We start from the raw sequence: 23,514 nt of genomic DNA on the forward strand, positions 1-23,514 counted from the left end.
GCGTTGTGTCCTCACCCGGACCGCGCCCCGGCTCGGCGTGCAACCGGTGGGGCGTCCGGAGAGTCTCCTGTGGGGTGAGCCCACGGTCGGGCCCTGACCACCGAGGTGTTCCACGACGTACTCACGCTCAACGTCCAGGACTTCATCGGCGTCCCACTCGATCCGGTTCAGCAACCGATGGATACGGTCCGGAGCCGCATGACTTGCCTCTTCGCCAAGTGTCCAGCCGCTCTTCGGATCAAGGCCCGATGGCTGGTGTTGTACTTTTCCATCATGCCGCGGCCACACCCGGCTCCCGCAGGCGACGGCCAACCGAAGGTCACAGATGCCGGAGACGGGCATCGCCCGCGTCCTCGCCCGATGGACAGTCCCACACGTCCGCGCATTGCGGAACATCTTCTACTGTAAGGATGCTTGGTGACAGGAAGTGACGTGACTCGTACCGATGTCCTCGACGGCGTCCCTCCAAGCGCGGAGCCCAGTATCTGGCCGGAGCGACTTCGCCGATTCGGGTACGTGGCACCCCCCGGGGTCGACGTGCGTGAACGCCTTGTGCCTGATTTCCGCAGAGATCTACTTTTCCTCGGAAAGTTCGCACGCTTCAACGCCTCACGGGTGAACGTCGTCGCGTCGAGCTGGCTTGGGCCGATATTCGTCGGCGCTGTAGCGGGAGCAATCCGCTTCTGGCGCCTTGGCCAGCCTCGGGCAGTCATCTTCGACGAGACCTACTACGCCAAGGATGCGTGGTCTCTTCTGCGGCTCGGCTACGAGGGTACTTGGCCGGAGCGCAGGGTCGCGGACATGCACATGCTTGCCGATCCTCAGGTGATTTCGCTTTCCGACTCGGGTTCCTTCGTCGCGCACCCACCAACGGGTAAGTGGGTGATCGCCCTTGGCGAGTGGATGTTCGGTCTAGATCCATTTGGTTGGCGCTTCATGTCAGCGGTCCTGGGCACGCTGTCGGTGCTCATGCTGTGCCGAATAGGCCGTCGCCTCTTCCGTTCGACACTGCTCGGCTGCCTGGCCGGCACGTTGATGGCGGTCGATGGTCTGCATGTGGTGATGAGCCGCTCCGCTCTCCTCGACCTTGTCGTCATGTTCTTCGTTCTCTGCGCGTTTGGATGTCTTCTGATCGACCGGGATCGCGCACGGGCGCGGCTTGCCGCAGCCCTGCCGATTGGCTCAGACGGTCGCGCACGGCCGGATGCGTGCATTGGTGACCGTGCTGGAATGGCGGTGCGCTTCTGGCGGCTTGCGGCCGGGCTTTCGCTGGGGCTGGCAGCCTCTACGAAATGGAACGGTCTGTATTTCCTTGTCTTTTTCGTGATCTTGACGGCGCTGTGGGACGTTGGGGCTCGTCGCGCAGCAGGGGCTCAACGCCCGTACCGGGCCGTGCTTCGCAAGGACCTCGGTTGGTCGGTCCTTTCGTTGATCCCGGTCGCCTGCGTGACCTATCTGGCGACGTGGACAGGCTGGTTCCTGTCCGACAACGGCTACGGACGCCACTGGGCCGACGGCCGAGGCGGCACCTGGTCGTGGATTCCTGCACCACTGCGGAGCCTGTGGCACTACGAGTACGGGGTCTACCAGTTCAATGTGGGGCTTCACGCCCCACATAAATATCAGTCAAATCCATGGAGTTGGCTGGTACTGGGTCGCCCTGTGCTGTTCCAGTACGAGTCACCAAAACTCGGGCAGGGCGGATGCCATGAGGCGACAGGTTGCGCACAGACGATCCTAGCGCTCGGTACCCCTCTATTGTGGTGGTCCGCATGCTGCGCCCTGGTCTATTTGCTCTACCGGTGGGCGCTGCGCCGTGATTGGCGTGCTGGTGCCGTCCTTTGTGCGGTGAGTGCCGGCTATCTCCCCTGGTTTCTCTACCAGGACCGCACGATCTTTCAGTTCTACGCGGTCGTTTTTGTACCGTACCTGTGTCTGGCCGTGACGATGATGGTGGGTGCAATCCTGGGGCCGCCGGGTGCAACGAGCAATCGACGTGCGGTGGGGGCTGTGGCCGCGGGTGTCCTTACGCTCCTAATCCTCTGGAATTTCATCTATTTCTTCCCGATTTACACGGCGCAGGTGATTCCGTACTCAGGCTGGCAAGCCAGGATGTGGTTCACCACGTGGGTTTGAGGCCTCGCGCACCTGCACGGTGGAGGTCAAGGTCATTCCAACGTGCAAGCCAGAGTGTGTCCGGGCTCGGATGCGACTCGATGGCGTCCCACCAGGTGCAACACCATTGCTTTTGGAGGTGGCGTTGCTGTCAAGGGGCCCACGCGTCGTGGATCACTTCGGTGTGGATGGCGTATTTCTGGGCTGAGCACGGGGGGGCGGTTCCGGTTGAAGGGGTACTTGCTGTACCTCTTCAGCATCCGTGATTTCACCCGTCACCGGCGTTGCTGCGGGATCACGTTCGCCAGGGCGGCGCGGCCGATCGCGCCGACCAGTGAGCCTCTTCGAGCTGGCCATCGATCAGGCAACTGTCCACGAAGCGCGACAAGCGAGGCTCCCGGGCTGTTGATCGAGATGTCTGACGTCTCAACCACACTGCTCGGGGGCCTCGTTGGTCATCCATCCTGCCGCACTCGACCTGCCCCATGCGCTCGTGGAGTGGGTCACCATGCTTGTCCTCACCCGTGAGGGTGACCGGGGCCTCCCCCTGAGTGGTGGACCTGTTCCAGCCGGACTTCACCGCCACCGAGCCTGGGCGGAAATTCGTGGGCGACATCACGTATCTCCCGTTCGCAGGCGAGGAGTTCCTCCATCTCGTGACCGTGCTGGACTGCTTCAGCCGCAAGGTCGTCGGCTGGTTCATCGCCGACCACATGCGCACCGGCCTGGGCGCCGACGCACTGCGGACGGCCGCCGCGACCCGCGGCGGCCTGGACGGCGCCGCGTTCCACACCTACCACGGAGCTCAATACGGATCGAGCGCCTTCGCCGGCCTCTGAACCGTCCTGGCCTTTCTGCCGCCTCGTGGTGAGGTAGCACAGAGGATGAGACACGTGCCCAAGGAGATTGATCCCGCGCTTCAGAGCCAGGCTGTGCGTCTGGTGACCCAGCATGAACCGCCGGGCGGCGGGCCGGGTGGGAGCGCTGACGCCCGCCCAACAGTGGCTCCTGGACACGGTCGGCATCCCTCTGGCGCCATGGCAGAGTAACCGTCGTGCACACGTCGAAGCGCGTCACCACCAAGTCTCAGCGAATACCGGGCGGAGGCTCCTCTCACCCGATCCGGTCCCTCAGGGCGGCGGTCGCGCTGGTGGTCCTCGCCCTCAGCGTGCCGGCGGGGCTCCTCGGCTGCTCGGCCTCGTGGGAAACCTTCCCTGCCGAGCTCGACGCGCCCTCCGTCTTGTACGTCCCGCGCCATGCCGAGAACAGCTCGATGTTGAGGATCGGCATCGACCAGAAATTCGCGGAGCGAGAATCGGGCCATTACACGGTCGCCTTCGACGCGACGGACCTCAAGGGTGTCGCCGTCCTGAAATCGGATCAGGACGACTGCCCTGTCAGGCTGACCACTTTCCGCTGCGGCGGCGACCTCCTCGATCACCAGTACGGCGGGAGTGGACACTCCTTCCGCGTGAATCCCGCGGACGGTGCCCAGGCGGGCGACTCGGCAGTGCTGCGTTACCGATTGACCTCGCCGGGCCTACCGAGCATCACGGCCAGCACCCGCATCGTCGTCGGCAGACCGGCGCTGGCCGTCGAGGCACGGGCGGACCGGGAGGGCGTGACGCCGGGCGGACGGGTCGCCGTCTCGCTGACCCTGCGCAACACCGGGGACGTCCCCGCTCACGGAGTCTCGCTCTTCATCAATGCCGGTGACGGTCTGCGGATGGCAGTCAAGCACTGCAACTGCCGCTATAGCGGCGCCACATCGGCCTGGTGCCGACTGCTCGACGACGATGTCGTCATCCCGCCCGGAGCGTCCTACCACCTCGCCGCTCCCGAGGCTTTCACGCTCACCGACGACGCCACCTACCCGGTCGTCGTCTTCGAGGCCGCCGGCCTCGGGACGGACTACATCCCGCCGAAGGCGTGGGCCTCGCAGTACGAGTCCGGACAGGGACCCGCACTCCGCTACGTCCCCGGGGCCGCCCGGAACGAGGGCAAGGACACGGGAGCGCCGCACGCCAGGAACGACAGCGCAGCACAGCTCGAGTTCGCCGTGCGCAGCACCAGCGACCTGGTCGCGCTCGCCGGCACCGCGAGGGGGCCCGTCGGTAGTCGGGCGGACGTGCGCATCGGTGTGCGCAACGACGGCCCGGGCGCGCTTCCGGCCAAGGTCAGGGTCGAGTTCGCGGTGCCGGCCGGCACCACCGTCGTGTCGTCGCCATACAAGTTCGAGCGGGACGAGGAACTGCTCGACCAGGCCTGCCGAGCCCTCGCCGCCGACGGCTCGCCCCTTGCCGAAGCGTCCGTGAGTCAGCCGAGCGCCCGCCGGTACGTGTGTACGGCACAGGCGGGGAAGGCGGGAGCCACCACGACCTTCCCCTTCACCCTCCGTATCGACAAGGACATGGCGCATCGTGGCGGGCGGGTCACCGTCGCCGACGGCGACAGCCACCACCCGAGCAACGACCCGAAGACCGCCAACGACAGCGCCGATGTCGCGGTGTCCGTGTGGCCGGGCCCGGCCTGGGCCACCCCTGGCCTCTATGCGACTGCCGGGATCGCCCTCGGCGTGCTCGCCCTCGTCACGGCTCTGGCCAGTTGGAGGCGCCGACGCTCACGCTGAGCACGACGAACGCGACGGCTCGGCCGTGTGGGTCGTCGACATACGAAGGCCAGCCGGGGCCCCAACTCCTGGCCGGCCCGCGCCGTTCGGTGGGGCGGCTGACTATCGGCGGGTGGCGCGGCGGCGGGCCACCAGGACGGCACCCGTGCCCGCGGCGACGGCCGCGGCCGCGGCACCGGCGATGGAGAGCGTCGCACCGGAGCCGGTGCTCGCCAGATCGCCGTCCGCGGTGGGGGAGTTCGAGCGGTCGGTGGTGTCGTGAGCGGTCGAAGTGGGGGTGGCCGAGCCGCTCGTCGAGCCGGGGCCGGCCGTCGTCGAGCCACCGCTGCCGGTCAGGCTGAGCGTGATGGAGGCCGTGTCGTTCGCCGTGTTCTTGTCGAACGGCCGGGACTCACCGGCCAGCGCCACCGAACCCTTCGCCCCCGGCACCGCCTTGTCGATCCTCAGATTGAAGGTGTAGGTCTCGCCCTTGCCCTCGTCAACCCAGGACTCGCTGGTGCCGCACTCGTAGGTGCCGGTGGCCACCTTGTCGCAGAAGCCGTGGGCCTTGGTCACCGTCGTACCGGCAGGCATCTTGATCCTGACCTTGGTCACCGAGACGTCGCCGTCCCGCAGCACCCAACCCGGGCCCGCGTCCGTGAACTTCACGGACAGGGGGACCGTGTCGCCGACGGCGCCCTTGGCCCGGGCGCCCGCCACCTCGAAGTCGGCGGTGTTGTCCGCGGTCACCTTCATGTCGGCGGCGTCCCAGTCCGGGTGAGGGTCGTCGCGGGGACCGGCCGGGGTGGCGCCGGGCTGCTCGACAAGCTTGACCGCGGGGCCCGTTCCGCGCACCGGCTCGCTCGCGTTGTCGCCGGGGGAGGGCTCGCTGGTCTCCACCGTCACACGCAGCCGGTCGTAGAGCGCGTGGCCGAGGGCCTTCAGGGTCAGCGCTTTCTCGGCGGCGTAGACCGTGCCCGGCTTCACGGTCTGGTCGAACTTGCAGACCGCCACGGACTTGCTCGGTGCCTCGTCGAACGACGGGATCTCGTAGCCAATGCAGTTGGAGGGCAGTTCGGTATGGCTCAGGCCGCGGGTGACGGTGTACGAGAGCCAGACCTTGTTCGCGGCCGCGGTACCGGTGTTCGTGAAGGTGACCGGCGCGTCGAAGGTGCTGCCCGGCTTGACGCCGTCGATGGGCGCGATCTTGCCCAGTGTCATCGCGGCCGAGGAGCCGTCGTCGGCGACAGCCGGCGCGGCACCCAGTGCGATCAGGGCGACGGCCCCGACTGCGCTGGCGGTCTGGCGGCGTGGGCGGAGGCGGGGAGAGCTCTGGAGCATGTGGGGGTCCTCTGGTGAACCATCGGTGACAGGCGAACGAACGGTGCGGGAACGCGAGTTCTGTCACGTGAGACCTGTCTGTGCGTCGGATGGTTGCACTGGGCATCGGGATGCGTCGGAGACGGGAGCGACGGGCGTGTTCCGCGGAGGTGTCCGCGATGCGGGACAGCGGTCTCTGATTCCAAGGGACGTCGCAAGATCGGGAACCCGCGCAGGAACCGACATGCGGCGTCGAACTGCCGCTAGACCAGGGGGAGCCGCCTGGCGCCCTCACACCGTCCGGGCGCTGATGGTCCTCAACCTGCACGAGATCACCCGGTGACAAGCGGTCTGCCCACCAGACAGGCCTCGACGACCGGTACGAGCACGGCGTCACCTGCCCACTTCACCCCCATGACCTGCACGTTCAGGATGAATGGAACTCATTGATCGTGGGCTGCTACGGGCAACGCACAAGGGGCAGGAAGATCGTGTCGACGATCTCCTCGATGACGTGATCGGGCACCGGAGCGAAGGTCGAAAGGATCTCGTGGCGCAGCAGTACGAAGGGGAGGGTCTTGATGCGCTCGGTAAGGTGCTCCGGTTTGATCTCGCCGCGGTCGGCGGCGCGGTCGAAGATCGTATCGAGCTCTTCCTTGCGGCCCGTCGCGACGGGATCGAACAGGTCGCTGGGGCTTCTTCCGGTTTCCCGGTGGTAGCTGGCCAGGTGCGCGTACATCACGGTGACCTGCTGCACATGCGATGTGCCGATCTCCCGCATGAGGGTGAGGACGTCCTCCCGCAGACTTCCCGTGTCGGGAAGATCGGGGCGGGTCTTCTTGAGGATGTGGACGATGGTGGCCCGGATGAGTTCGTCGCGGTCGGACCAGCGGCGGTAGAGCACGGGAGGGCTGGTGCCCGCGCGCTTGACGACGGCATCCATGGTGAATCTGGCGTATCCGCTGTCGGTGAGTTCCTCCCAGGCCGCATCGAGGAGTGCCTTCTCCAGTGCTGCTCCATGGCGTCGCTGAGTCATCGCTCGTTCTCCAGCGTAGATAGACTTGCCTTTCTTAGGGCGTCAGCCTACCTTGCTTGGGACAAGAAAGAGTCGTCTATCTTAAGGTCCTGATCATGCGCACTTCCCGTCGTCAGGCCAGGCCCGTCCCCTCAGACCCCGGCCGCGTGGACCCCGCCGTATTACGCATGGCGATCACCCTCATCGTCGGCGCCCTCGGTGTCGTTTTCGACACCACCATCATCAGCGTCGCCCTCAACGGCCTGACCGAAGACCTCGATGCCCCACTGTCGACCATTCAATGGGTCAGCACCGGGTACATGCTGGCCGTCTTCATCACCATCCCGCTCGCCGGACGGGCCCAGTCACGCCTCGGCGGCCGGCACCTGTGGATCTCCGCCCTGGGCGGCTTCCTGGCTGGCTCGATCCTGAGCGCCCTGGCATGGAACGCGACCAGTCTGATCGTCTTCCGCATAGTGCAGGGCCTGGCGGGCGGCATAATGATGCCGCTGATGTACACCCTGCTCATGCAGGCCGCGAAGGGCCGCAACATCGGCAAGGTCATGGCCATCATCACCGTGCCCACGGCACTCGGCCCGATCCTCGGCCCCGTCCTGGGCGGTCTCATCCTCCATCTGGCCGACTGGCGCTGTCTGTTCTTCATCAACATCCCCTTCTGCCTCGTCGGCATGTGGCTCGCCCGGCGCAACCTGCCCGACGACCGACCCGCACCCGACAGCCCCCGCACCCGCCTGGACACCGTCGGCCTGCTCCTGCTGTGCCCGGGTTGCGCGGCCCTCCTCTACGGCCTCTCCCAAGTCGACGGCACCGCGGACTTCGCCGACGCCCAGGTCCTCATCCCGCTGCTCGCCGGGCTCGCTCTCGTCGGGGGCTTCATCCCCTGGGCGCTCGCCCGCGACAGCGGCTCACTGATCGACGTGCGCATGTTCCGACACCGCTCGGTGTCCTCGTCCTCCACCCTGCTCTTCCTCGGCGGCATCTCCCTGTTCGGGTCGATGATGCTGCTGCCCCTGTACTTTCAGCAGGTCCGCGGCGCGACCCCTCTCGGTGCCGGACTGCTGCTCATCCCCCAGGGGCTCGGCGCCCTCGTCGCCCGCGGTCTGGTCGGCACTTACATGGACCGCGTCGGCCCCCGCGCGGTGGCCCTCGTAGCCTTCGTCCTCGTCGCCGCGTCCACCGTGCCATTCGCCTTCGTCACCGCCAACACCAGCGAAATCCTGCTCATGGCCGCGCTGTTCATCCGCGGCATCGCCCTGGGCGCTGCCATGATCGCGCCCATGGGCGCCGCCTACGTAGGACTGGAGCACGAGGAGATCCCCGACGCCAGCATCATCACCCGCGTCGCCCAGCAGATCGGCGGCGCGGTGGGCATCGCCGTCCTCATCGTCATCCTTCAGCAGCACATCGGCGACGCCGATACCTCCGGTGCCCTGGCAGGCGGCTTCAGCCACGCGTTCCGGTGGTCCGTCGCCCTCACCATCGCTGCCGTCCCGCTCTGCCTGCTCCTGCCCAGCCGGACCGAGCCTGCGGCCCCCGCCGACGACAAGGCAGAGCAGATCAGCGAGAAGACGGGCCCGGCCACGAAGTGAGCACGCGTCCGACGCACTGGCGAGGACGGCTCACTGGACCACACCGCACGCCCGAACCGCTCGTGGACCTCCCGTAGCGGCTCACCCTCGGCGAGCTCGTGCAGCCAACCTCCCCGGGCATCCCGTCGACGATCACCTCCGACCACGACAAGGAGCACACCCCGCATGACCCACCACATCTCCCTGCCCGACGACCGAGTCGCGATCCTCGGCGCGCTCGATCTGGAGCGCACCCCGGACGGGGTCCGCCCGCGACGGCTCCCGGCCTGGACCCGGCCGCGCCTGCACGACGGCTGGATGAACCTGGTCGTCTCGCACGCGGCCGCGGTCCGCCTGCGCTTGCGCACGGCGGCACGGACGCTGACCCTCGGCGTACACGTCACCGTGTCGGAAATGAATGCGAGCCCGCTGCCGGCATCGTTCGACCTCGCCGTCGACGGCACCGTACTCACCCGCGTACCGGCCACAGCGGGAGACGTGCTGAGCCTCGCCGTCGACCTCGCCGACGTCCGGCTGAGCCCGGGGCCCGCCGAAACCGTGCGCTTCGACGATCTGCCCGCCGGAGTGAAGGACGTCGAGATCTGGCTGCCGCACAGCGCGACGGTCGAGCTGCGCACGCTCGGCTCCGATGCGCCCCTGCTCGCACCGACCCCGCCACCCGGCTTGGCATGGGTGCACTACGGCTCGTCGATCAGCCACGGCCTGGAGGCCCCCGCCCCGACTCTGACCTGGCCCGCCGTCGCGGCTCTGACAACCGGTGCCTCGCTGACCAACCTCGGGTTCGCAGGCAACGCGATGCTCGACCCAGAGGTCGCCCGCGCCATCCGGGACACCCCTGCCGACCTGATCACACTCAAGGTCGGCATCAACATCGTCGGGCCGGCGTCGATGCGAGAGCGTACCTTCGTCCCTGCCGTGCACGGGTTCCTGGACACCATCCGCGAAGGCCACCCGGACACTCCGGTCGTGCTCATCTCACCGACCCCTTTCGCCGAACTGGAGACCACGGCCGGGCCCATCACCTCCGACCCGGAAACCGGACGCCGACACACCCCGCAGTCCCCGGACGCCGGTGCGCTGACCCTGACGGGCGTCCGCACACTGCTCGCCAAGGTCGTTGACGTCCGCGCGGACCCGGCACTGCACTACTTCGACGGGCGCCAGCTCCTCGGACCGGACGAGGCCAAGTCGCTGCCCGACGGCCTGCACCCCGACCCCGCCGCACACCTCCGCATGGGCGAACGCGCCGCCCGGCTGCTCCTGCACCCCCAGCTGTGACCGACACCGAACCCGCCCACACGGTCGATGAGTCCAGATCCCGCGCGGCGACGATCCGGTCGGCAGCCCGTTGCCCTGTCCACTGCGGCGCTGTCCTCCACACAATCGTCCAGGGACGTTGTCGACGCACGATGCCTGACGAGGTCCCGTATGCGCGACTGCAGGAGCGGACGTTCCTCGGCGCCGGCACCGGCCATCTCTGCGCACAAGGCGGCGCGTTCTTGCTGGAGTTGTCCCACCTCGGAGAGGTCTCCGCCTGTACCGGGGTTCATGAGATTTCGGGCAACTGCTTCATCGTGCTCGATGCCAGGGATGGAGGTGTACGCGTCCGGATCAGGGCCGATCCAGTGCCAGCCTTGCTCGTTCCTCGGACTCGCCGTCTGCCTGATCACCCATCGCCACGTCCAACGGCTTTGTCAGGAACAGTTGGCCGCCGCTACAAGCGCCATCCCCGCGACTACCGCGCCTTTCTCGGGCCGGCAGCCCCTCTCCACTGCTGCGAACGGTTCCTCAAAATGACCATGCAGGACACGCCGCATGAGGAATGCAACCTTCCAATGCTTTGACCCGTCTTAGTGATGTGGTCACGACAAAGGGCCATGGGGAAAAGGGAGGGAATGTGCAATTGCGGACTAAAAAATCAAGGTTGTCGCAGGCGTGGTCGGTGCACTCACCGTCGCCACCACCCTCGGCCTGGGCGCCACGTCAGCTTCCGCTGCCGAGGTCCACTGCGCCTCCTTCACCTGGGTGCAGGCGGGCGGGTCGGTGTCTGACGGGTCTTATTACCTCCACAAGCCGTCGACGACCGCGAACTCAGGAAACTACAACTGCGTCGTGACCCGGGGGGACCACAACTACGCCGTACTGGCCTTGCAGGAGACCCTGATCACCTGCTACTCGCAGAACATCCAGCCGGATATGGACTTCGGCCCCGCCACCGAGCAGGCGGTAAAGAACGCCCAGACAATAATCAACGGGAGGTGGAACGCGGGGCTGAGCGTGGACGGCCGTTTCGGCCCCGTCACCAGCTCCTGGTTCTCTTTCAAGCAATACAAGCAGGACGGCACCCACACAAACGGCTGCTTCTGAGAGCGCGACTGGAACGTTCAAAACCTGTTTGCAAGCCCCCGGACTGGCGGGCTCGGCCGTTGGCCGAACGGTCACTGCGACCGTTCGGCCAACGATTCGACGAACTTCGCGTTTCGGACACTATCCGCCGAGCCATTCGACGTCGATGAGTGTGACGGCCTGCGCGCGGCTGTCGTCGCCGTCTGTCTCCTTGTACTCCCAGCCATAGCTGTCGGCGCTGCCGTTACCGGCAGCGAGGGGCGCCGGTTTGTTGTCCGCGGACAACAAACCGGCGCCCCATTCGCCGTTGTCAGCCTCAGCGCCCTTCGAGATGCCAGAGTGGCTCACGCAGATCCCAAGTGGGGTCCGGTCGTCCGTCACCCCGCCGTGCCGTGACGCTTTCGTTGTCGCATGCCGGTGAATTCGATCAATGGAACAGATGTCTGATGTGATGGTCATGCGGTGCTCGGGGTGGACCTTCGCAGTCGACGGCCGGTCGTTGGCCATCACCCGACGTGGGACGCCCTGGCGCCGCAGACGGGTCGAGCACCTGCCGCTCGGCCGGCTCCGTGCCTGCTACCCCCGCAAGTCGGAGAGCCACGACATCGATAGCCTCGGTTTCTGTCTGGTGTACGACACCGACGCGGTCCTGATCGGCATCGACCGGCAGTACTACGAAGGCGACGCCCACTGGTTCGCCAATTACCTCAGCGAGGCCATCTGCGAGAGGCTGCGCCGGGTCTTCAACCACACCATTGGGCTCGGTCCGCATCCTGAGGCGGAACTCCTCCGGGTTGTTCGGCCGGCGCTGCAACTCCAGCCGCCAGATTGCCCGGTCCGACCCGGCCCTTCGACCTGCAGACCAACCACGACAGCACGTTGGACCCCGCCCCACCGAACTTCGAGAACTGGTGGACCTTCGCCGAACACATCCGCGCCGGCTACGAGCCCATGGACGACCCGGGCTGGGAGGAAGTCGTCCAGGATCTACGGCGAGGCTGGCAGATGATGACCCAGAGCAACATGAAGCAGTACAACCGATCAGGAAACCGGAAGCCGGGCGCCCAGCCAGGCGCCCCGCCGGTCACCCGGCTGCAGCCCGCCGCGCGCCCGTAGGTCAGCTCGTGTCAGGACAGTGCCCTCCACGACGACTTGAAAGCCGTTTTCCAAGGCATAGCCGCCCAGATCACCGACCAGATGCTCGATGAGCGCGTCGACGAGCGGGCCGGTGCGCATCGTCCACCGGATCCAGTCGAGCCGTATCCGCCACCCCGCTTCTCACAGTCAGCACCCGACGGGCTTCCCGACGCCTTGTCTGCTCTTCACATCAACCCCCGGTCCCAGCTGGCTGATACCGCTCCTCCCCCGGCCGCGTGAGCCAGCTGACGGCACCGAGAACGAGGCACGATTCCTGAACCGCTCGCGGACGCGGTCGTGGACGGTCGAAGTACGTGTCAGCCGGCCCGAAGACCGACCGCCAGCATCAGTTCAAGGACCCGGTGTGGCGATGCGAGATCCGGAAACAGCTCCCGCAACTGCGACATCCGGTACCGGACCGTCTGGGGATGGACGAACAACGCCGCCGCCACCTCGTCCCGTCTGCCCTGGTGCAGCAGCCACGCTCGCAGCGTCTCCTCCAGCCGCCGTGCGGTCGTGACAGGCAAGGTCCGCAGTGGTGCGAGGGCTCGGGCGCGCAGGTCCGCGAACGCGTCCACGTCGGCGCTCAGCACCAGATCGGGCAGGTGCTCCTCGGTGTCGCGGATATCGGAGGAGAGGGAGCGCGCGCGTACGGCTCGTGCGTACGAGGCGGACGCACGGGTCCATGGCCGGGCCGGGCCGACCACGGCGGTGCGGTCGGTCAGCTGCCGCAGGAGATGTGACCGGTCGGCATCGGGGACGAGCAGCACACCGGTGGCGTCCGGAAGATCGTCGAGGACGAGGGTGTTCGGGTCGAGCACGCGGTAGGCGGGCCGGGCCTGGGCGGCGGGCAGCAGGACCGCGGTCAGCGAAACCGGAGGCTGCCACCCGGCCCGTTGAACAGAGGCCAGCAGTATGTCCGGGCTCGCGCCGGCGAGAAGGTCGCGGGCCAGGTGTTCCAGGTGGCGCTCCTGGGCCCGGCCCCGGGCGGCCAGTTCGTCGGCGTGGCCCGCGGCGCTCGCGGCGGACAGTTCGTCGATGTAGGCGAAGGTCAGCTCGGCGAACTTGGCGACCTCGGCGGCGGGCAGACCCGCGGGTACGGCACCCGCCGCCAGGCATCGCCAGGCCACGCGGGCGCCGACGCGGTAGGCGCCGAGCAGGGCGTCCATCGAACGGCCGTCGCGCACCTCGCCGCGGCCCAGCTCGTAGGCGGCGTCACCGGCGTCGGGGCCCGTGGCGTTCCCGCTCGCGAGGTCCAGGTAGTGCCCGAGGGCGGTGCGGACGGCTCGGCGGATGGTGCCGCCCATGCGGCCCGAAAGGGCGTTGGCGTAGGGAGGGACCTCGTCGATGATCGCCTGGACGACCTCGTCGGCGGTGGTCTTCAGTTCGGCCCGAACTGCGGTGACCGTCGTCTCGTCCAGGGCCAGTTCGCTGGCGTTGCGGATTGCATGGCTCACGTTTTGTTCCCTGCGCACAATTCTGCCGACCAGATTTACGTCCTGCGGTCAGGACTTTACGCCCTGAGGCACAGCAAGCTGGGGCCATGACGAGTGCAGCCCTCCGCAGCAGGGCGTGGAAACTGCTGGAGATGGTCACGACGCCGCTGCTGCCGTCGGACTACCTCGACCTGGTCAGCCCGCTGCGCGCGGGCGCCGACCTGCGGGGGCGCATCGAGGCCGTGCACCCCGAGACGGGTGACGCCGCGACCATCGTGATCAGGCCGGGACGGGGCTGGCGCGGCCACACGGCCGGTCAGTACGTGCGGATCGGGGTCGACGTCGACGGGGTGCGCCTGTGGCGTGCCTACTCCATCACCTCACCGACGAACCGTCAGGACGGCCGCGTCACGATCACCGTGAAGGCGATCCCGGACGGCAAGGTCAGCAACCACCTGGTCCGCAGGGCCAAACCGGGCACGCTGATCCAGCTCGACCAGCCGACCGGTGACTTCGTGCTGCCGCAGGCCAAGCCGGCCAAGGTGCTCTACCTGACGGCCGGCAGCGGCATCACGCCCGTCATGGGCATGCTGCGCGACATCGAGTTCGACGACGTTGTCATGATCCACTGCGCACCACAGCCGCACGACGTCATCTTCCGCGACGAACTGCACGAACTGGTCGCGGACGAGAGGCTGCGACTCACCGAGGTGCACACCGACATCGACGGCATGCTCGACATCACCCGTCTCGACGAACTCGTGCCCGACTGGGCCGAGCGCGAGACCTGGGCCTGCGGGCCCGCGGGCCTGCTCGACGCCGCCGAGAAGCACTGGAGCGGGCACGGCCTACCGGAGCGCCTGCACACCGAACGCTTCCGCCCCAGCATCGTCGTCGCCGGCGACGGCGGCGAGGTCACGTTCAGCGCCACCGGCAAGAGCGTCGACGCGGACGGCGCCACGCCGTTGCTGGACATCGGTGAGGCGGCCGGCGTGCTCATGCCCTCCGGGTGCCGCATGGGCATCTGCTTCGGCTGCGTCACCCCGCTCAAGGCGGGCGCCGTCCGCGACCTGCGCACCGGCGAGATCACCGAGGCCGAGCCGGGCGTCCTCATCCAGACCTGCGTGTCCGCCGCGGCGGGCCCCTGCGACATCGAACGGTAGGAGCACCTTGACCGCCATCGACCCCACCGCCCACCTGACCGCGGAGCAGATCGAGGAGCTCGGCCGCGAGCTGGACGCGATCCGCGACGAGGTGATCGCCGGCCGCGGCGAGAAGGACGCCGCCTACATCCGCAAGGTCATCTCGGCGCAGCGCAAGCTCGAACTGGTCAGCAGAGGAGTGCTGCTGTTCTCGCTCTTCCCGCCCGCGTGGGTGCTCGGCACCGCCGGTCTGTCCGTGGCGAAGATCATGGACAACATGGAGATCGGCCACAACATCCTGCACGGCCAGTGGGACTGGATGCGGGACCCGAAGATCCACTCCACCACCTGGGAGTGGGATCACGTCTCGCCGTCCGAGCAGTGGAAGCACTCGCACAACGAGCTGCACCACACGTACACCAACGTGATCGGCAAGGACAACGACCTCGGCTACGGCATCATGCGCGTCGACGAGGACCAGAAGTGGCACCCCTTCCACCTCGGCCAGCCGCTGTGGAACTTCCTCAACGCCTGCTTCTTCGAGTACGGCATCGCGGCCTACGACCTGGAGCTCGGCAAGAACCTGTCCAAGCGCCGCCGCAAGAGCCCGGAGTTCCGCGAGCGGGCCAGGGCCGTGGGCCGCAAGATCCGCAAGCAGGTACTCAAGGACTACGTGATCCACCCGCTGCTGTCGGGCCCCTCGTTCCTCCCCACGCTTGCCGCCACGTTCACCGCGAACCTGGTCCGCAATATCTGGACCCACTCGGTGATCATGTGCGGGCACTTCCCCGAGGGCGTGCAGGTCTTCGAGCGCCGGTCGATCAGGGGCGAGACCCGCGGCCAGTGGTACCTGCGCCAGATGATGGGCTCGGCGAACATCAGCGGCAGCAAGGCCATGCACTTCATGACCGGCAACCTGTCGCACCAGATCGAGCACCACCTCTTCCCGGACCTGCCGAGCAACCGGTACGCCGAGGTCGCGGTGAAGGTGCGCGCGCTCTTCGAGAAGTACGAGCTGGAGTACGTCACCGGGCCGCTGCCTAAGCAGGTGTTCTCGGCGTGGCACAAGGTCTTCCGGCTCTCGCTGCCGAACAAGAAGCCCCGGGTCAAGACACCGGACCGCGAGCAGGAGCTCGTCGCGGCCTGATCCCGGTACTGGTTCAGATCCTTCGGCCGCACCGGCGGCACCGCCGGGTCAGGTGAGATCCGTTGCGAACGGTGAGCGACCGCGACACCAGACCGTACGACACGGGATCCGGGCAGCCCGGTGTCCGGCTGCGCTGCCTGGACGTGCGCGAGACCCCCGTCCACCTCACGGACTGACCTCAACCACGGTCGTCTTCCGCCGCGGGTGAGGCAGGCCAGGTGAGGCAGGGCCGTGCGCAACCGTCCAGAGCGGAGTGGGTCGACGGCTACGCAGGGCTGGAAGAGCGATCACCCTCGGCTTCCCGCCGCCCTTCGGCGGCTCCCAGCGCCTGCCCCGCCACATCGGCCGCAGGCGCAGCCTGGAGCTGACCCTCACCGGCGACCCGATCGAAGCCGCCAGGTCGGCGGACCTCAGCCTGGTCAACCGCGTCGTCCCCGCTGACATCCTGCTGGACGGCGCCAGGGCGCCGGCCGAGCGAATCATCCGCCATCCGGCCTCAGTGGTGGCAGCAGCACTGTCCGAGTCGTTCCCCAGAGGGCCGGTGCGCCACCGGGACACGGTCGGCGCCCTGTCATCCACAGTCACGCGCCCCAGAGCCATCAGATCCGCCCGGGACCGTGGACACGCTATTTACCTACGGCTCCGCGGGAGTTGCGCAGCGTTCCGAAAGCAGCCCGGAGTTCATCGGTGAAGATGTCAGGAACTTCCCAGGCAGCGAAGTGGCCGCCCTTGCGGGCTTCGTGGAAGTAGAAGAGTTTGTGATAGCTGCGTGAGGCCCAGCTCCGTGGTGCCTGGTAGATCTCGCCGGGGAACACCGTGATGGCGGCCGGGATGGAGACCGACACGGCGTCGAAGTTGTTGGCGTTGTTCTCCCAGTAGAGACGCGAGGACGAAACGGCGGTGTTCGTGACCCAGTAGAGCGTGATGTCGTCGAGCATCTCGTCCTTGGTGAGCACTCGTTCGGGATCGCCGCCGCTGTAGGTCCATGCGGCGAACTTGTCGTACATCCAGGCGGCCAGTCCGACGGGAGAGTCCGTCAGACCGTACCCTTCGGTCTGAGGGCGGGTGACCATCATGGCGGAGTAACCCGAGCCGGTCTTGTAGAAGGTGGCAAGCTTCTGGTACGCGGTCTTCTCGACGGCGTCCAGGCCCGCCGGGACGGGGTCACCACACTCGAGTTTCTTCGCGATATCCGCGGGGACGGTGGCCGGGAAGTTGACGTGGATACCAAGAAGTCCCGGCGGCTGCTGTACCGCCATCTTGTCCGAGATGACGGCGCCCCAGTCGCCGCCCTGGGAGACGTAGTGCCCGTACCCCAGACGTTCCATCAGCACGCTCCAGGCGCGTGCGATCCGGTCGGGGCCCCAGCCGGTGCTGGTCGGCCTTTCGGAGAAGCCATACCCGGGAATGGACGGTATGACGAGATGGAAGGCGTCCTCCGCGCGTCCCCCGTGAGCCGTGGGGTTGCTGAGCGGATCGATCACCTTGAGGAATTCCAGGATGGAACCCGGCCAGCCATGGGTCAGGATCATCGGCAGGGCGTTCGCATGCCGGGAGCGCACATGGATGAAGTGGATGTCGAGTCCGTCGATCTCTGTCTTGAACTGCGGCAAGGAGTTCAGCTTCTCCTCGATATGCCGCCAGTTGTAGCGCGTCCCCCAGTAGTGGGCGAGTTCTTTCATCGTCGCCAGCTGGACGCCTTGGGACTGATCGTGGACCGTTTCCCGGTCGGGCCACCGAGTCGCGACGATCCGTCGCCGCAGGTCGGTAAGATCCCTCTCCGGTATCTTCACGCGGAAGGGGCGTATGCTCTCCCTCTCCCTCTCGCTCATTGCGGCGGGCTTCCCTGAGTATTCATTGACGTGCGGACCGAAAACCCCGGTTGCCGCTGCGGTCATCACGGCGGCCGAGCTGGAGATGAACATTCGCCGGGACTGCAACCGGAGATTTTCAGGCATCGTGGATCTCCTCGGGTCATTTCATCGTTTCCGGAAGCACACCGTCAATAGCCATACGTCTCATCGTCGGCACCAGAAGTCCGGCACGGATTTCCTGCGGTCCGGGTAACTTCCTTCCCGGGGCCGAGCCCGAGGCCGACGGCATTTGACTGTCGATGTTCACGCCCTAGCGCATCATTACTGAATGTAACGATATTTATCCCTCCGTGATGGCGCAACTTGTGGCTCCGATGCACGTGTGACCTGCGGTTTCCGGGCAACAGGTCTTCGAGAGAAGTCCTCGACGATCCAGAAAGGCGGCGCTCGACCATGCGGATGCTGCAGCCGGACAGACCCCTTGGAGCGGGCCCACTCCCGCGTGATCCGGTGACGGCTCCGGAAGTGTGGAGAGCACCGCACGCGAGCTTCCCGGGCCAGGTGACGGCATGACCAGCACGCAGGACCAGCCGAAGTCGACGACTCCCGACGTCGACGCGTCGGCCCCCGCGACCGTCCAGGAACGAGCGGCACGCATACGGCGCCGCCTGGAGCGCCTGATCGGCATCGCGGCGACCGAAGGCAACGCGCTCACGGCCTTGCGCAACGGCAACGAGATCTTTCCGGCGATGCTGGCCGCCATCAGGGCCGCCGAACACACCGTGGACATGATGACGTTCGTGTACTGGAAGGGCGACATCGCCGGCGAGTTCGCGCAGGCGCTGGCGGAAAGGGCGCGAGCCGGCGTGCGGGTGCGCCTGTTGCTGGACGGGTTCGGCAGCAGGCTGATCGAGAAGGATCTCCTGCGGGAGATGGAACGGGCCGGAGTGCAAGTGGCCTGGTTCCGCAAGCCGTTGGCTCTTTCGCCGTTGAAGCAGAACCACCGTTGCCATCGCAAGGTCCTCGTCGTGGACGAGCAGACGGCCTTCACCGGCGGGGTGGGCATCGCCAAGGAGTGGTGTGGCGACGCGCGCACCGAGCACGAGTGGCGGGACACCCATGTCGAGGTCCGCGGACCGGCCGTGGACGGTATCGCCGCCGCGTTCGCCCAGAACTGGGCCGAGTGCCACGACGAACTCTTCGACGATCGTGACCGGTTCATCCCGCACCGTCCGCAGGGCGACGCCGTGGTGCAGGTCGTGCGCGGCTCGGCCAGCTTCGGCTGGCAGGACATGCAGACCCTGATCCGGGTGATGCTGGAGTCGGCCGAGGACCGCTTCCGGCTGGCGACCGCCTACTTCTCGCCGGACGCCTACTTCGTCGAACTGCTCTGTGCCGCCGCCCGCCGGGGCGTCGAGGTGGAGATCCTGCTGCCCGGCCCGCACACGGACAAGCGCGTGTGCCAGTTGGCAGGCCAGCACTACTACGAAGACCTCACCGCCTGCGGCGTGAAGATCTACCAGTACCAGCCGACGATGATGCACGCCAAGGTCATCACCGTGGACGGTGTCGCCGCCCTGGTCGGCTCCACCAACTTCAACCGACGGTCCCTCGATCACGACGAGGAGATCATGCTCGCGGTGCTGGAACAGAAGTTCACCGCCACCCTCGACGGCCACTTCGACGAGGACCTGGAGGCCGCGACGTTGATCCAGGAAGGGCGTTGGAAGCGACGCTCCCTGCTGCAGCGGGCACGCGAGGTTGCCGTCGTCCCCATCCGCCGCTTTCTCTAGTGCTGCCACCGTCTGGTCGCCGGGCGGTTGGTAGTGGCAGTCGGATGTGCGGCGGCACCCGATCCGAGGTCCGGCCGCTCGAGGAGTGGTCACCGAGACTCTCCGTGTGCGCGGGAAGCGGGCGTTCCCTTCGGCCTCGGATTCCGCTTCGCCGTCCGCGAGGTGCGTGCGGGCACGGCCACGCTGGTCGAAGCCTCTGCCGCGCCCGCGGTTATTCGGGCCGGTGGTGGAGGGCGACTGCGACGTCGGCCGCCGCTCCCGCACCGCCGCAGCCTGGCGTGGGCGGGCGGGCCGCCGGTGACTCTCCGCGCTCGGCGGCCCGACTTGGTAGCACCGTCCGACAATTCCAGAAGCCGTGCTCCGTACGCCGTGCTCCGTACGCCGTGCTCCGTGGCAGCACCCGATGGGTCCGGTCACGTGACACGATCCGTGACGGCCGCTCGGCGAACCGTCGCACCGCCACGACAAGGAACCGTCGCACCCGTGGTGAGCGCGCCCTGCCCGAGCGGTGTCCGCCACCGGAGACCGGCGAGACGCCGGAACCACTACCACCCCGGGCGGGCGGAACCGCGTTGCGCCGCCGTCAGCCGCGAGGCGGGCGGGTCGCGGTCTCCAGGTAGAACGCGTCGATGCTCTGGACGGCCTGCTCGAACTCCGCGAGGTTCACGGGCTTGGTCACGTAGGCGTTGGCGTGGCTGTTGTAGGCCCCGACGACGTCGTCCGGCGCCGAGGAGGTGGTGAGGACGACCACGGGGATGGTCTGCAGCTCCTCGTCGGCCTTCAGGACCCGAAGCAGATCACGGCCGTTCATGCGCGGCATGTTGAGGTCGAGCACGATGAGATCGGGACGCGCGTTGTCCGCGGTGCGCAGGTATTCCAGCGCGGCGACTCCGTCGGTGACCTGGACCAGGTTGCGCGCCCCGCGCTCGGAGAGGGCTTCCTCGATGAGCATGGCGTCGGCGACGTCGTCCTCGACGAGCAGGACGTCGAAGGGGCGGGCGGGGGTGGTCATCATCGGATGCTCCGTGGGTGCTTCGTTGGAGTGGTGGAAGAGTCCCGGCCAGCGGCGTCGGGCGCCTTGGCGAGTCATGTCGCATGCCTCGCCGATCTGCGGGTATCCGGCGCCCGCGCGGGCGGCTTCCAGGGCCGCGTCCCGCTGGAGCCGTTCCGCGGCCCGCTGGAGGTGGGTCAGTACGTGCAGCAGGGTCAGGGCCCGCGTCGGATCGTCCGCCGACGGGGGGCGTGGGGATTCTTCCAGTAGTTCGAGGGCGATGCGCCGCGCGAGATCGTCGACCGCCGCATCCGCGACCGCGGCCGTCTCCTGCGGGGTGGTCCGCACGACGAAGTTCTTGCCAGGCACACCCGCACACTAGGCCCAGGACCGCCCCCGCGACAACAACCGTTGTCGGTTGCCCTCTACAGTGTGCGCTGCGCCGCTTTGACGGCGGCCGTCACAGCGGAGGAGTCAGGGAATGACCGGCGACGAGAGGCTGCCGCGTGTGCGGGGGCTTTCCACGTGGACGACCCGGCGATGGCTTCGCGTCGGGGTGACCGTGTCTTTGACCGTCCTGACCCTGCTCGGGGCGACCGGAGCATGGGTCCTGGGACGGACGGCCTCGATCAGCGACAGTCTCGTGGACGTGAAATCCCCGGCGCTGACCACCTCCATCCGCCTGGAATCCGCCCTGCTCAACCAGGAGACCGGCATCCGCGGCTACGGGCTCACGGGGACGGCGGACTTCCTCAAGCCCTATCAGCAGGGGCTCGCCGAGCAGAAGAAGGACATCGCGGTACTCTCGGCGCTGCTCCAGGGCGACAGCGCGGGCCTTCGTGATCTCAAGGCCGTACAGGACTCCGTGGAGAGATGGCAGGAGCGGATCGCCCGCCCGATCGCCGCCTCACCGGCCGGGGCACCGTCGCCGCTGGCCACCGAACGCGCCACGGAAGGCAAGACGTCCTTCGACAGGGTCCGCACGGCCATGGCCACCCAGCAGGACGGGCTGCGTGCCGACCGCGTGCGATCGAGAGCGGACCTGGCCGACACGATGAGACTGCGGAACTGGGTGTTCACCGCGATCGCCGTACTCATCGCCGTCCTCGCGGGAGTGGTCTTCGAGGCGCTGCGCCGTGGCATCACCACGCCGCTGGAGCGGCTCGGGGCGGACGCCCGTGCCGTCGCCGACGGCGACTTCGGTCATTCCATCACGCCGACCGGTCCGGCGGACCTGCAACGGCTGAGCGGCGAGATCGACGTCATGCGCCAACGGCTCGTACAGGAACTGGACTTCAGCGAGGAGGCACGGCTGCGCCTCGACGAGCAGTCCACGGAGCTCCAGCGGTCCAACGCCGAGCTGGAGCAGTTCGCCTACGTCGCCTCCCACGACCTGCAGGAACCTCTGCGCAAGGTCTCCAGCTTCACCCAGCTGCTCCAGCGGCGCTACGGAGGTCAACTGGACGAGCGTGCCGACCAGTACATCGACTTCGCGGTCGACGGGGCGAATCGCATGCAGACGCTCATCAACGACCTGCTCGACTTCTCCCGTGTGGGCCGCGTCCACCACGCCCACCAGAGCGTCGACCTCAACTCGGTGATGAAGCGGAGCCTTTCCGCGCTGAGCGTCAGCATCGAGGAGGCGGGCGCCGTGATCACCCAGGACGAGCTGCCGACCCTGGTCGCCGACCCCACCCAGATGGGCATGCTGTGGCAGAACCTGATCGGCAACGCCGTCAAGTTCCGCCGGCCGCAGGAGACACCGCAGATCCACGTGTCCGCCGTACGGGACGGTGCGCTGTGGCGGTTCACGGTCACCGACAACGGCATCGGCATCGCTCCCGAGTACGCCGAGAAGGTGTTCGTGATCTTCCAGCGGCTCCACACCAAGGACGCGTACAACGGCAGCGGGATCGGCCTGGCGATGTGCCGGAAGATCGTCGAATTCCACGGCGGGACCATCGTCGTCGACCCGGAGTACACGGGCGGCACCCGCATCACCTTCACCCTGGCCGGCGGCCTCCCGGAGGCTGAACTCCCGTCCACCGCTTCGGAGGAGACCCGTTCCGGCGCGCAGCCGACCTCTTGAGCACGGCCGTGGAAGGGGCGGCACCCGTGATCACCCCCACCGGTGACTCCGCCTGTGCCGCGCCTGCGGCCGTCACCGGGACGGCCGCGCCGAGAGCGTCTTGGTGAATCCGGTGACCGGGCGCTCCAGGCGAGCCCCGTCCACGGTGATGTCGACCGCCTCGTTGTAGAAGGCCACGAGGTCCTTGACGGCGCCCACCGCGGGCAGCGGCTCCGGGTAGCTCCAGACGATGTTCGGCGGGATCCCGGGCACGTCGGCCTCACCCCGCCACGACCAGTACGCGGCGGTCCCCTTGTAGGGGCAGCCGGTGCTGTGGTCGGTCGGTTCGAACAGTTCCAGCCGGACGTCCTCGCGCGGGATGTAGTACCGCGTCGGCAGCCCGGTCTCGAAGAGCAGCACCGGGTGGTGGGTGTCGGCGACGACCGTGCCGCCGATCTCGACCCGGACGTGGCGGCCGCTGGGCAGGGCGTCGACCCGTTTGTGCGGGTCGCGGGGGTGGACGAAGATCTCTTCCTCCTCCTCGTACCAGTGGTCCAGGCCCCGGCCGACGCGCCGGAACCACTCGAAGGCGATGTGGCCGGCCAGGTCGTCGGCCGGAAACGTCCAGGCCGCGTTCTCCAGGATCTCCGGGTTCTCCGGTGGTTCCCCGCCGACCTCGAGGTCGTAGAAGATCCGCGATCCGGTGTGCGTACCGGTCGGGGGGTTCCTCGCGGGGCGGAGCAGGTCCTCGCGGACCTCCTCGCGCGGGAAGGCGTACAGCGGTACCGGCACCCCGGGCTCCCATACGAGGACGGGATGTCTGCTGTCGACGACGGTGACGTCTCCGGTACGGCCGCGCACCCAGCGTTCGCTCGGCTCCCACAGGAGGCCTTCGGGGGTGCTTCTGACGTCCGGCGCGGTGGGGAACGTACTCATGCCCGGCTCTCCTTCGACTTGCTCACACACGGTGAC

At 67.6% G+C, this 23,514-nt stretch carries 19 protein-coding genes and 2 pseudogenes; 13 read left to right on the top strand and 8 right to left on the bottom strand.

Translation table 11 applies throughout. From position 1 onward, the window contains the following. Positions 1–99 precede the first annotated feature (99 nt). Positions 100–243: pseudogene (locus GFH48_RS00490) on the bottom strand (IS701 family transposase); the annotation flags it as partial. Positions 244–615: 372 nt separating this feature from the next. On the opposite strand from GFH48_RS00490, the gene GFH48_RS00495 reads away from it, so the two are divergent. The 4 genes and pseudogenes from GFH48_RS00495 to GFH48_RS00515 all read left to right on the top strand — a co-directional run bounded on the left by GFH48_RS00495 (position 616) and on the right by GFH48_RS00515 (position 4,744). Beyond that, positions 616–2,136, top strand: coding sequence for a dolichyl-phosphate-mannose--protein mannosyltransferase (locus GFH48_RS00495; RefSeq protein WP_407698693.1), 1,521 nt, complete (start codon positions 616–618; stop codon positions 2,134–2,136). A 430-nt stretch (positions 2,137–2,566) separates the two neighbouring features. Further along, positions 2,567–2,653, top strand: a pseudogene (locus tag GFH48_RS00500) (IS5/IS1182 family transposase); the annotation flags it as partial. 13 nt (positions 2,654–2,666) lie between these two features. Beyond that, complete coding sequence (locus GFH48_RS00505) at positions 2,667–2,954, top strand: DDE-type integrase/transposase/recombinase (protein ID WP_153286319.1); 288 nt, start codon at positions 2,667–2,669, stop codon at positions 2,952–2,954. Between the two features lie 215 nt (positions 2,955–3,169). Further along, entirely contained in the window at positions 3,170–4,744 is a 1,575-nt protein-coding gene (locus tag GFH48_RS00515) for a COG1361 family protein (RefSeq protein WP_194280439.1), read from the top strand. Between the two features lie 102 nt (positions 4,745–4,846). Here the strand turns inward: GFH48_RS00515 and GFH48_RS00520 are convergent, their stop codons facing one another. Together GFH48_RS00520 and GFH48_RS00525 are read right to left on the bottom strand one after the other, a co-directional pair. Then, complete coding sequence (locus GFH48_RS00520) at positions 4,847–6,064, bottom strand: hypothetical protein (protein WP_153286322.1); 1,218 nt, start codon at positions 6,062–6,064, stop codon at positions 4,847–4,849. A gap of 439 nt (positions 6,065–6,503) precedes the next feature. Then, complete coding sequence (locus GFH48_RS00525) at positions 6,504–7,079, bottom strand: TetR/AcrR family transcriptional regulator (RefSeq protein ID WP_153286323.1); 576 nt, start codon at positions 7,077–7,079, stop codon at positions 6,504–6,506. Between the two features lie 167 nt (positions 7,080–7,246). Between GFH48_RS00525 and GFH48_RS00530 the strand changes: the two genes are divergently transcribed. The 3 genes from GFH48_RS00530 to GFH48_RS00540 all read left to right on the top strand — a co-directional run bounded on the left by GFH48_RS00530 (position 7,247) and on the right by GFH48_RS00540 (position 11,035). Beyond that, entirely contained in the window at positions 7,247–8,668 is a 1,422-nt protein-coding gene (locus GFH48_RS00530) for an MDR family MFS transporter (RefSeq protein WP_265590162.1), read from the top strand. Positions 8,669–8,833: 165 nt separating this feature from the next. Beyond that, entirely contained in the window at positions 8,834–9,946 is a 1,113-nt protein-coding gene (locus tag GFH48_RS00535; RefSeq protein ID WP_153286325.1) for an SGNH/GDSL hydrolase family protein, read from the top strand. Between the two features lie 657 nt (positions 9,947–10,603). Continuing rightward, the gene (locus tag GFH48_RS00540) at positions 10,604–11,035 is read left to right on the top strand and encodes a peptidoglycan-binding domain-containing protein (protein ID WP_194280440.1); all 432 of its coding nucleotides are present in this window, start codon (positions 10,604–10,606) and stop codon (positions 11,033–11,035) included. Positions 11,036–11,155: 120 nt separating this feature from the next. On the opposite strand, the gene GFH48_RS00545 is transcribed toward GFH48_RS00540, so the two are convergent. After that, positions 11,156–11,521, bottom strand: a complete 366-nt coding sequence (locus tag GFH48_RS00545) for a hypothetical protein (protein ID WP_153286327.1) — start codon at positions 11,519–11,521, stop codon at positions 11,156–11,158. Between the two features lie 321 nt (positions 11,522–11,842). Between GFH48_RS00545 and GFH48_RS00550 the strand changes: the two genes are divergently transcribed. Next, a complete protein-coding gene (locus GFH48_RS00550; RefSeq protein WP_153286328.1) occupies positions 11,843–12,130 on the top strand; it encodes a hypothetical protein in 288 nt (95 codons plus the stop codon). A gap of 338 nt (positions 12,131–12,468) precedes the next feature. Here the strand turns inward: GFH48_RS00550 and GFH48_RS00555 are convergent, their stop codons facing one another. Continuing rightward, positions 12,469–13,608 (bottom strand): PucR family transcriptional regulator, encoded by a 1,140-nt coding sequence (locus tag GFH48_RS00555; RefSeq protein ID WP_153286329.1) that lies wholly within the window; start codon positions 13,606–13,608, stop codon positions 12,469–12,471. Between the two features lie 86 nt (positions 13,609–13,694). Here GFH48_RS00555 and GFH48_RS00560 point away from each other — a divergent pair, with 86 nt between their 5' ends. From GFH48_RS00560 to GFH48_RS00570, 3 genes are all read left to right on the top strand, one after another. Beyond that, positions 13,695–14,750: a ferredoxin reductase gene (locus tag GFH48_RS00560; RefSeq protein ID WP_153286330.1), complete on the top strand. Its 1,056-nt coding sequence runs from the start codon at positions 13,695–13,697 to the stop codon at positions 14,748–14,750. A gap of 7 nt (positions 14,751–14,757) precedes the next feature. Next, entirely contained in the window at positions 14,758–15,876 is a 1,119-nt protein-coding gene (locus GFH48_RS00565) for a fatty acid desaturase family protein (protein WP_153286331.1), read from the top strand. A 253-nt stretch (positions 15,877–16,129) separates the two neighbouring features. After that, positions 16,130–16,567 carry an enoyl-CoA hydratase-related protein gene (locus tag GFH48_RS00570; RefSeq protein WP_153286332.1) on the top strand — a complete coding sequence of 146 codons (438 nt, stop codon included), beginning with the start codon at positions 16,130–16,132 and terminating at the stop codon, positions 16,565–16,567. Here the strand turns inward: GFH48_RS00570 and GFH48_RS00575 are convergent. Further along, positions 16,503–17,834, bottom strand: coding sequence for an epoxide hydrolase family protein (locus GFH48_RS00575; protein ID WP_153286333.1), 1,332 nt, complete (start codon positions 17,832–17,834; stop codon positions 16,503–16,505). The two genes, GFH48_RS00570 and GFH48_RS00575, sit on opposite strands and share 65 nt — an antisense overlap. Before the next feature lie 425 nt (positions 17,835–18,259). Between GFH48_RS00575 and GFH48_RS00580 the strand changes: the two genes are divergently transcribed. After that, positions 18,260–19,483 (top strand): phospholipase D-like domain-containing protein, encoded by a 1,224-nt coding sequence (locus GFH48_RS00580; RefSeq protein ID WP_153286334.1) that lies wholly within the window; start codon positions 18,260–18,262, stop codon positions 19,481–19,483. Positions 19,484–20,066: 583 nt separating this feature from the next. Here GFH48_RS00580 and GFH48_RS00585 read toward each other — a convergent pair. Beyond that, a complete protein-coding gene (locus GFH48_RS00585; RefSeq protein WP_153286335.1) occupies positions 20,067–20,843 on the bottom strand; it encodes a response regulator in 777 nt (258 codons plus the stop codon). A gap of 112 nt (positions 20,844–20,955) precedes the next feature. Between GFH48_RS00585 and GFH48_RS00590 the strand changes: the two genes are divergently transcribed. Then, positions 20,956–22,563: a sensor histidine kinase gene (locus tag GFH48_RS00590; protein ID WP_153286336.1), complete on the top strand. Its 1,608-nt coding sequence runs from the start codon at positions 20,956–20,958 to the stop codon at positions 22,561–22,563. A 72-nt stretch (positions 22,564–22,635) separates the two neighbouring features. On the opposite strand, the gene GFH48_RS00595 is transcribed toward GFH48_RS00590, so the two are convergent. Beyond that, positions 22,636–23,478, bottom strand: coding sequence for a DUF427 domain-containing protein (locus tag GFH48_RS00595; protein ID WP_153286337.1), 843 nt, complete (start codon positions 23,476–23,478; stop codon positions 22,636–22,638). Positions 23,479–23,514 lie beyond the last annotated feature (36 nt).

It is taken from the genome of Streptomyces fagopyri (genome assembly GCF_009498275.1).
Classification (GTDB): Bacteria; Actinomycetota; Actinomycetes; order Streptomycetales; family Streptomycetaceae; genus Streptomyces; species Streptomyces fagopyri.

Excerpts from the sequence above, each read along its gene's own strand:
- GFH48_RS00525 (WP_153286323.1), bottom strand. The coding sequence starts at position 7,079 with ATGACTCAGCGACGCCATGGAGCAGCACTGGAGAAGGCACTCCTCGAT.
- GFH48_RS00560 (WP_153286330.1), top strand. The coding sequence starts at position 13,695 with ATGACGAGTGCAGCCCTCCGCAGCAGGGCGTGGAAACTGCTGGAGATG.
- GFH48_RS00530 (WP_265590162.1), top strand. The coding sequence starts at position 7,247 with ATGGCGATCACCCTCATCGTCGGCGCCCTCGGTGTCGTTTTCGACACC.
- GFH48_RS00545 (WP_153286327.1), bottom strand. The coding sequence starts at position 11,521 with ATGGCCAACGACCGGCCGTCGACTGCGAAGGTCCACCCCGAGCACCGC.
- GFH48_RS00535 (WP_153286325.1), top strand. The coding sequence starts at position 8,834 with ATGACCCACCACATCTCCCTGCCCGACGACCGAGTCGCGATCCTCGGC.
- GFH48_RS00575 (WP_153286333.1), bottom strand. The coding sequence starts at position 17,834 with ATGCCTGAAAATCTCCGGTTGCAGTCCCGGCGAATGTTCATCTCCAGC.
- GFH48_RS00590 (WP_153286336.1), top strand. The coding sequence starts at position 20,956 with ATGACCGGCGACGAGAGGCTGCCGCGTGTGCGGGGGCTTTCCACGTGG.
- GFH48_RS00520 (WP_153286322.1), bottom strand. The coding sequence starts at position 6,064 with ATGCTCCAGAGCTCTCCCCGCCTCCGCCCACGCCGCCAGACCGCCAGC.
- GFH48_RS00580 (WP_153286334.1), top strand. The coding sequence starts at position 18,260 with ATGACCAGCACGCAGGACCAGCCGAAGTCGACGACTCCCGACGTCGAC.
- GFH48_RS00595 (WP_153286337.1), bottom strand. The coding sequence starts at position 23,478 with ATGAGTACGTTCCCCACCGCGCCGGACGTCAGAAGCACCCCCGAAGGC.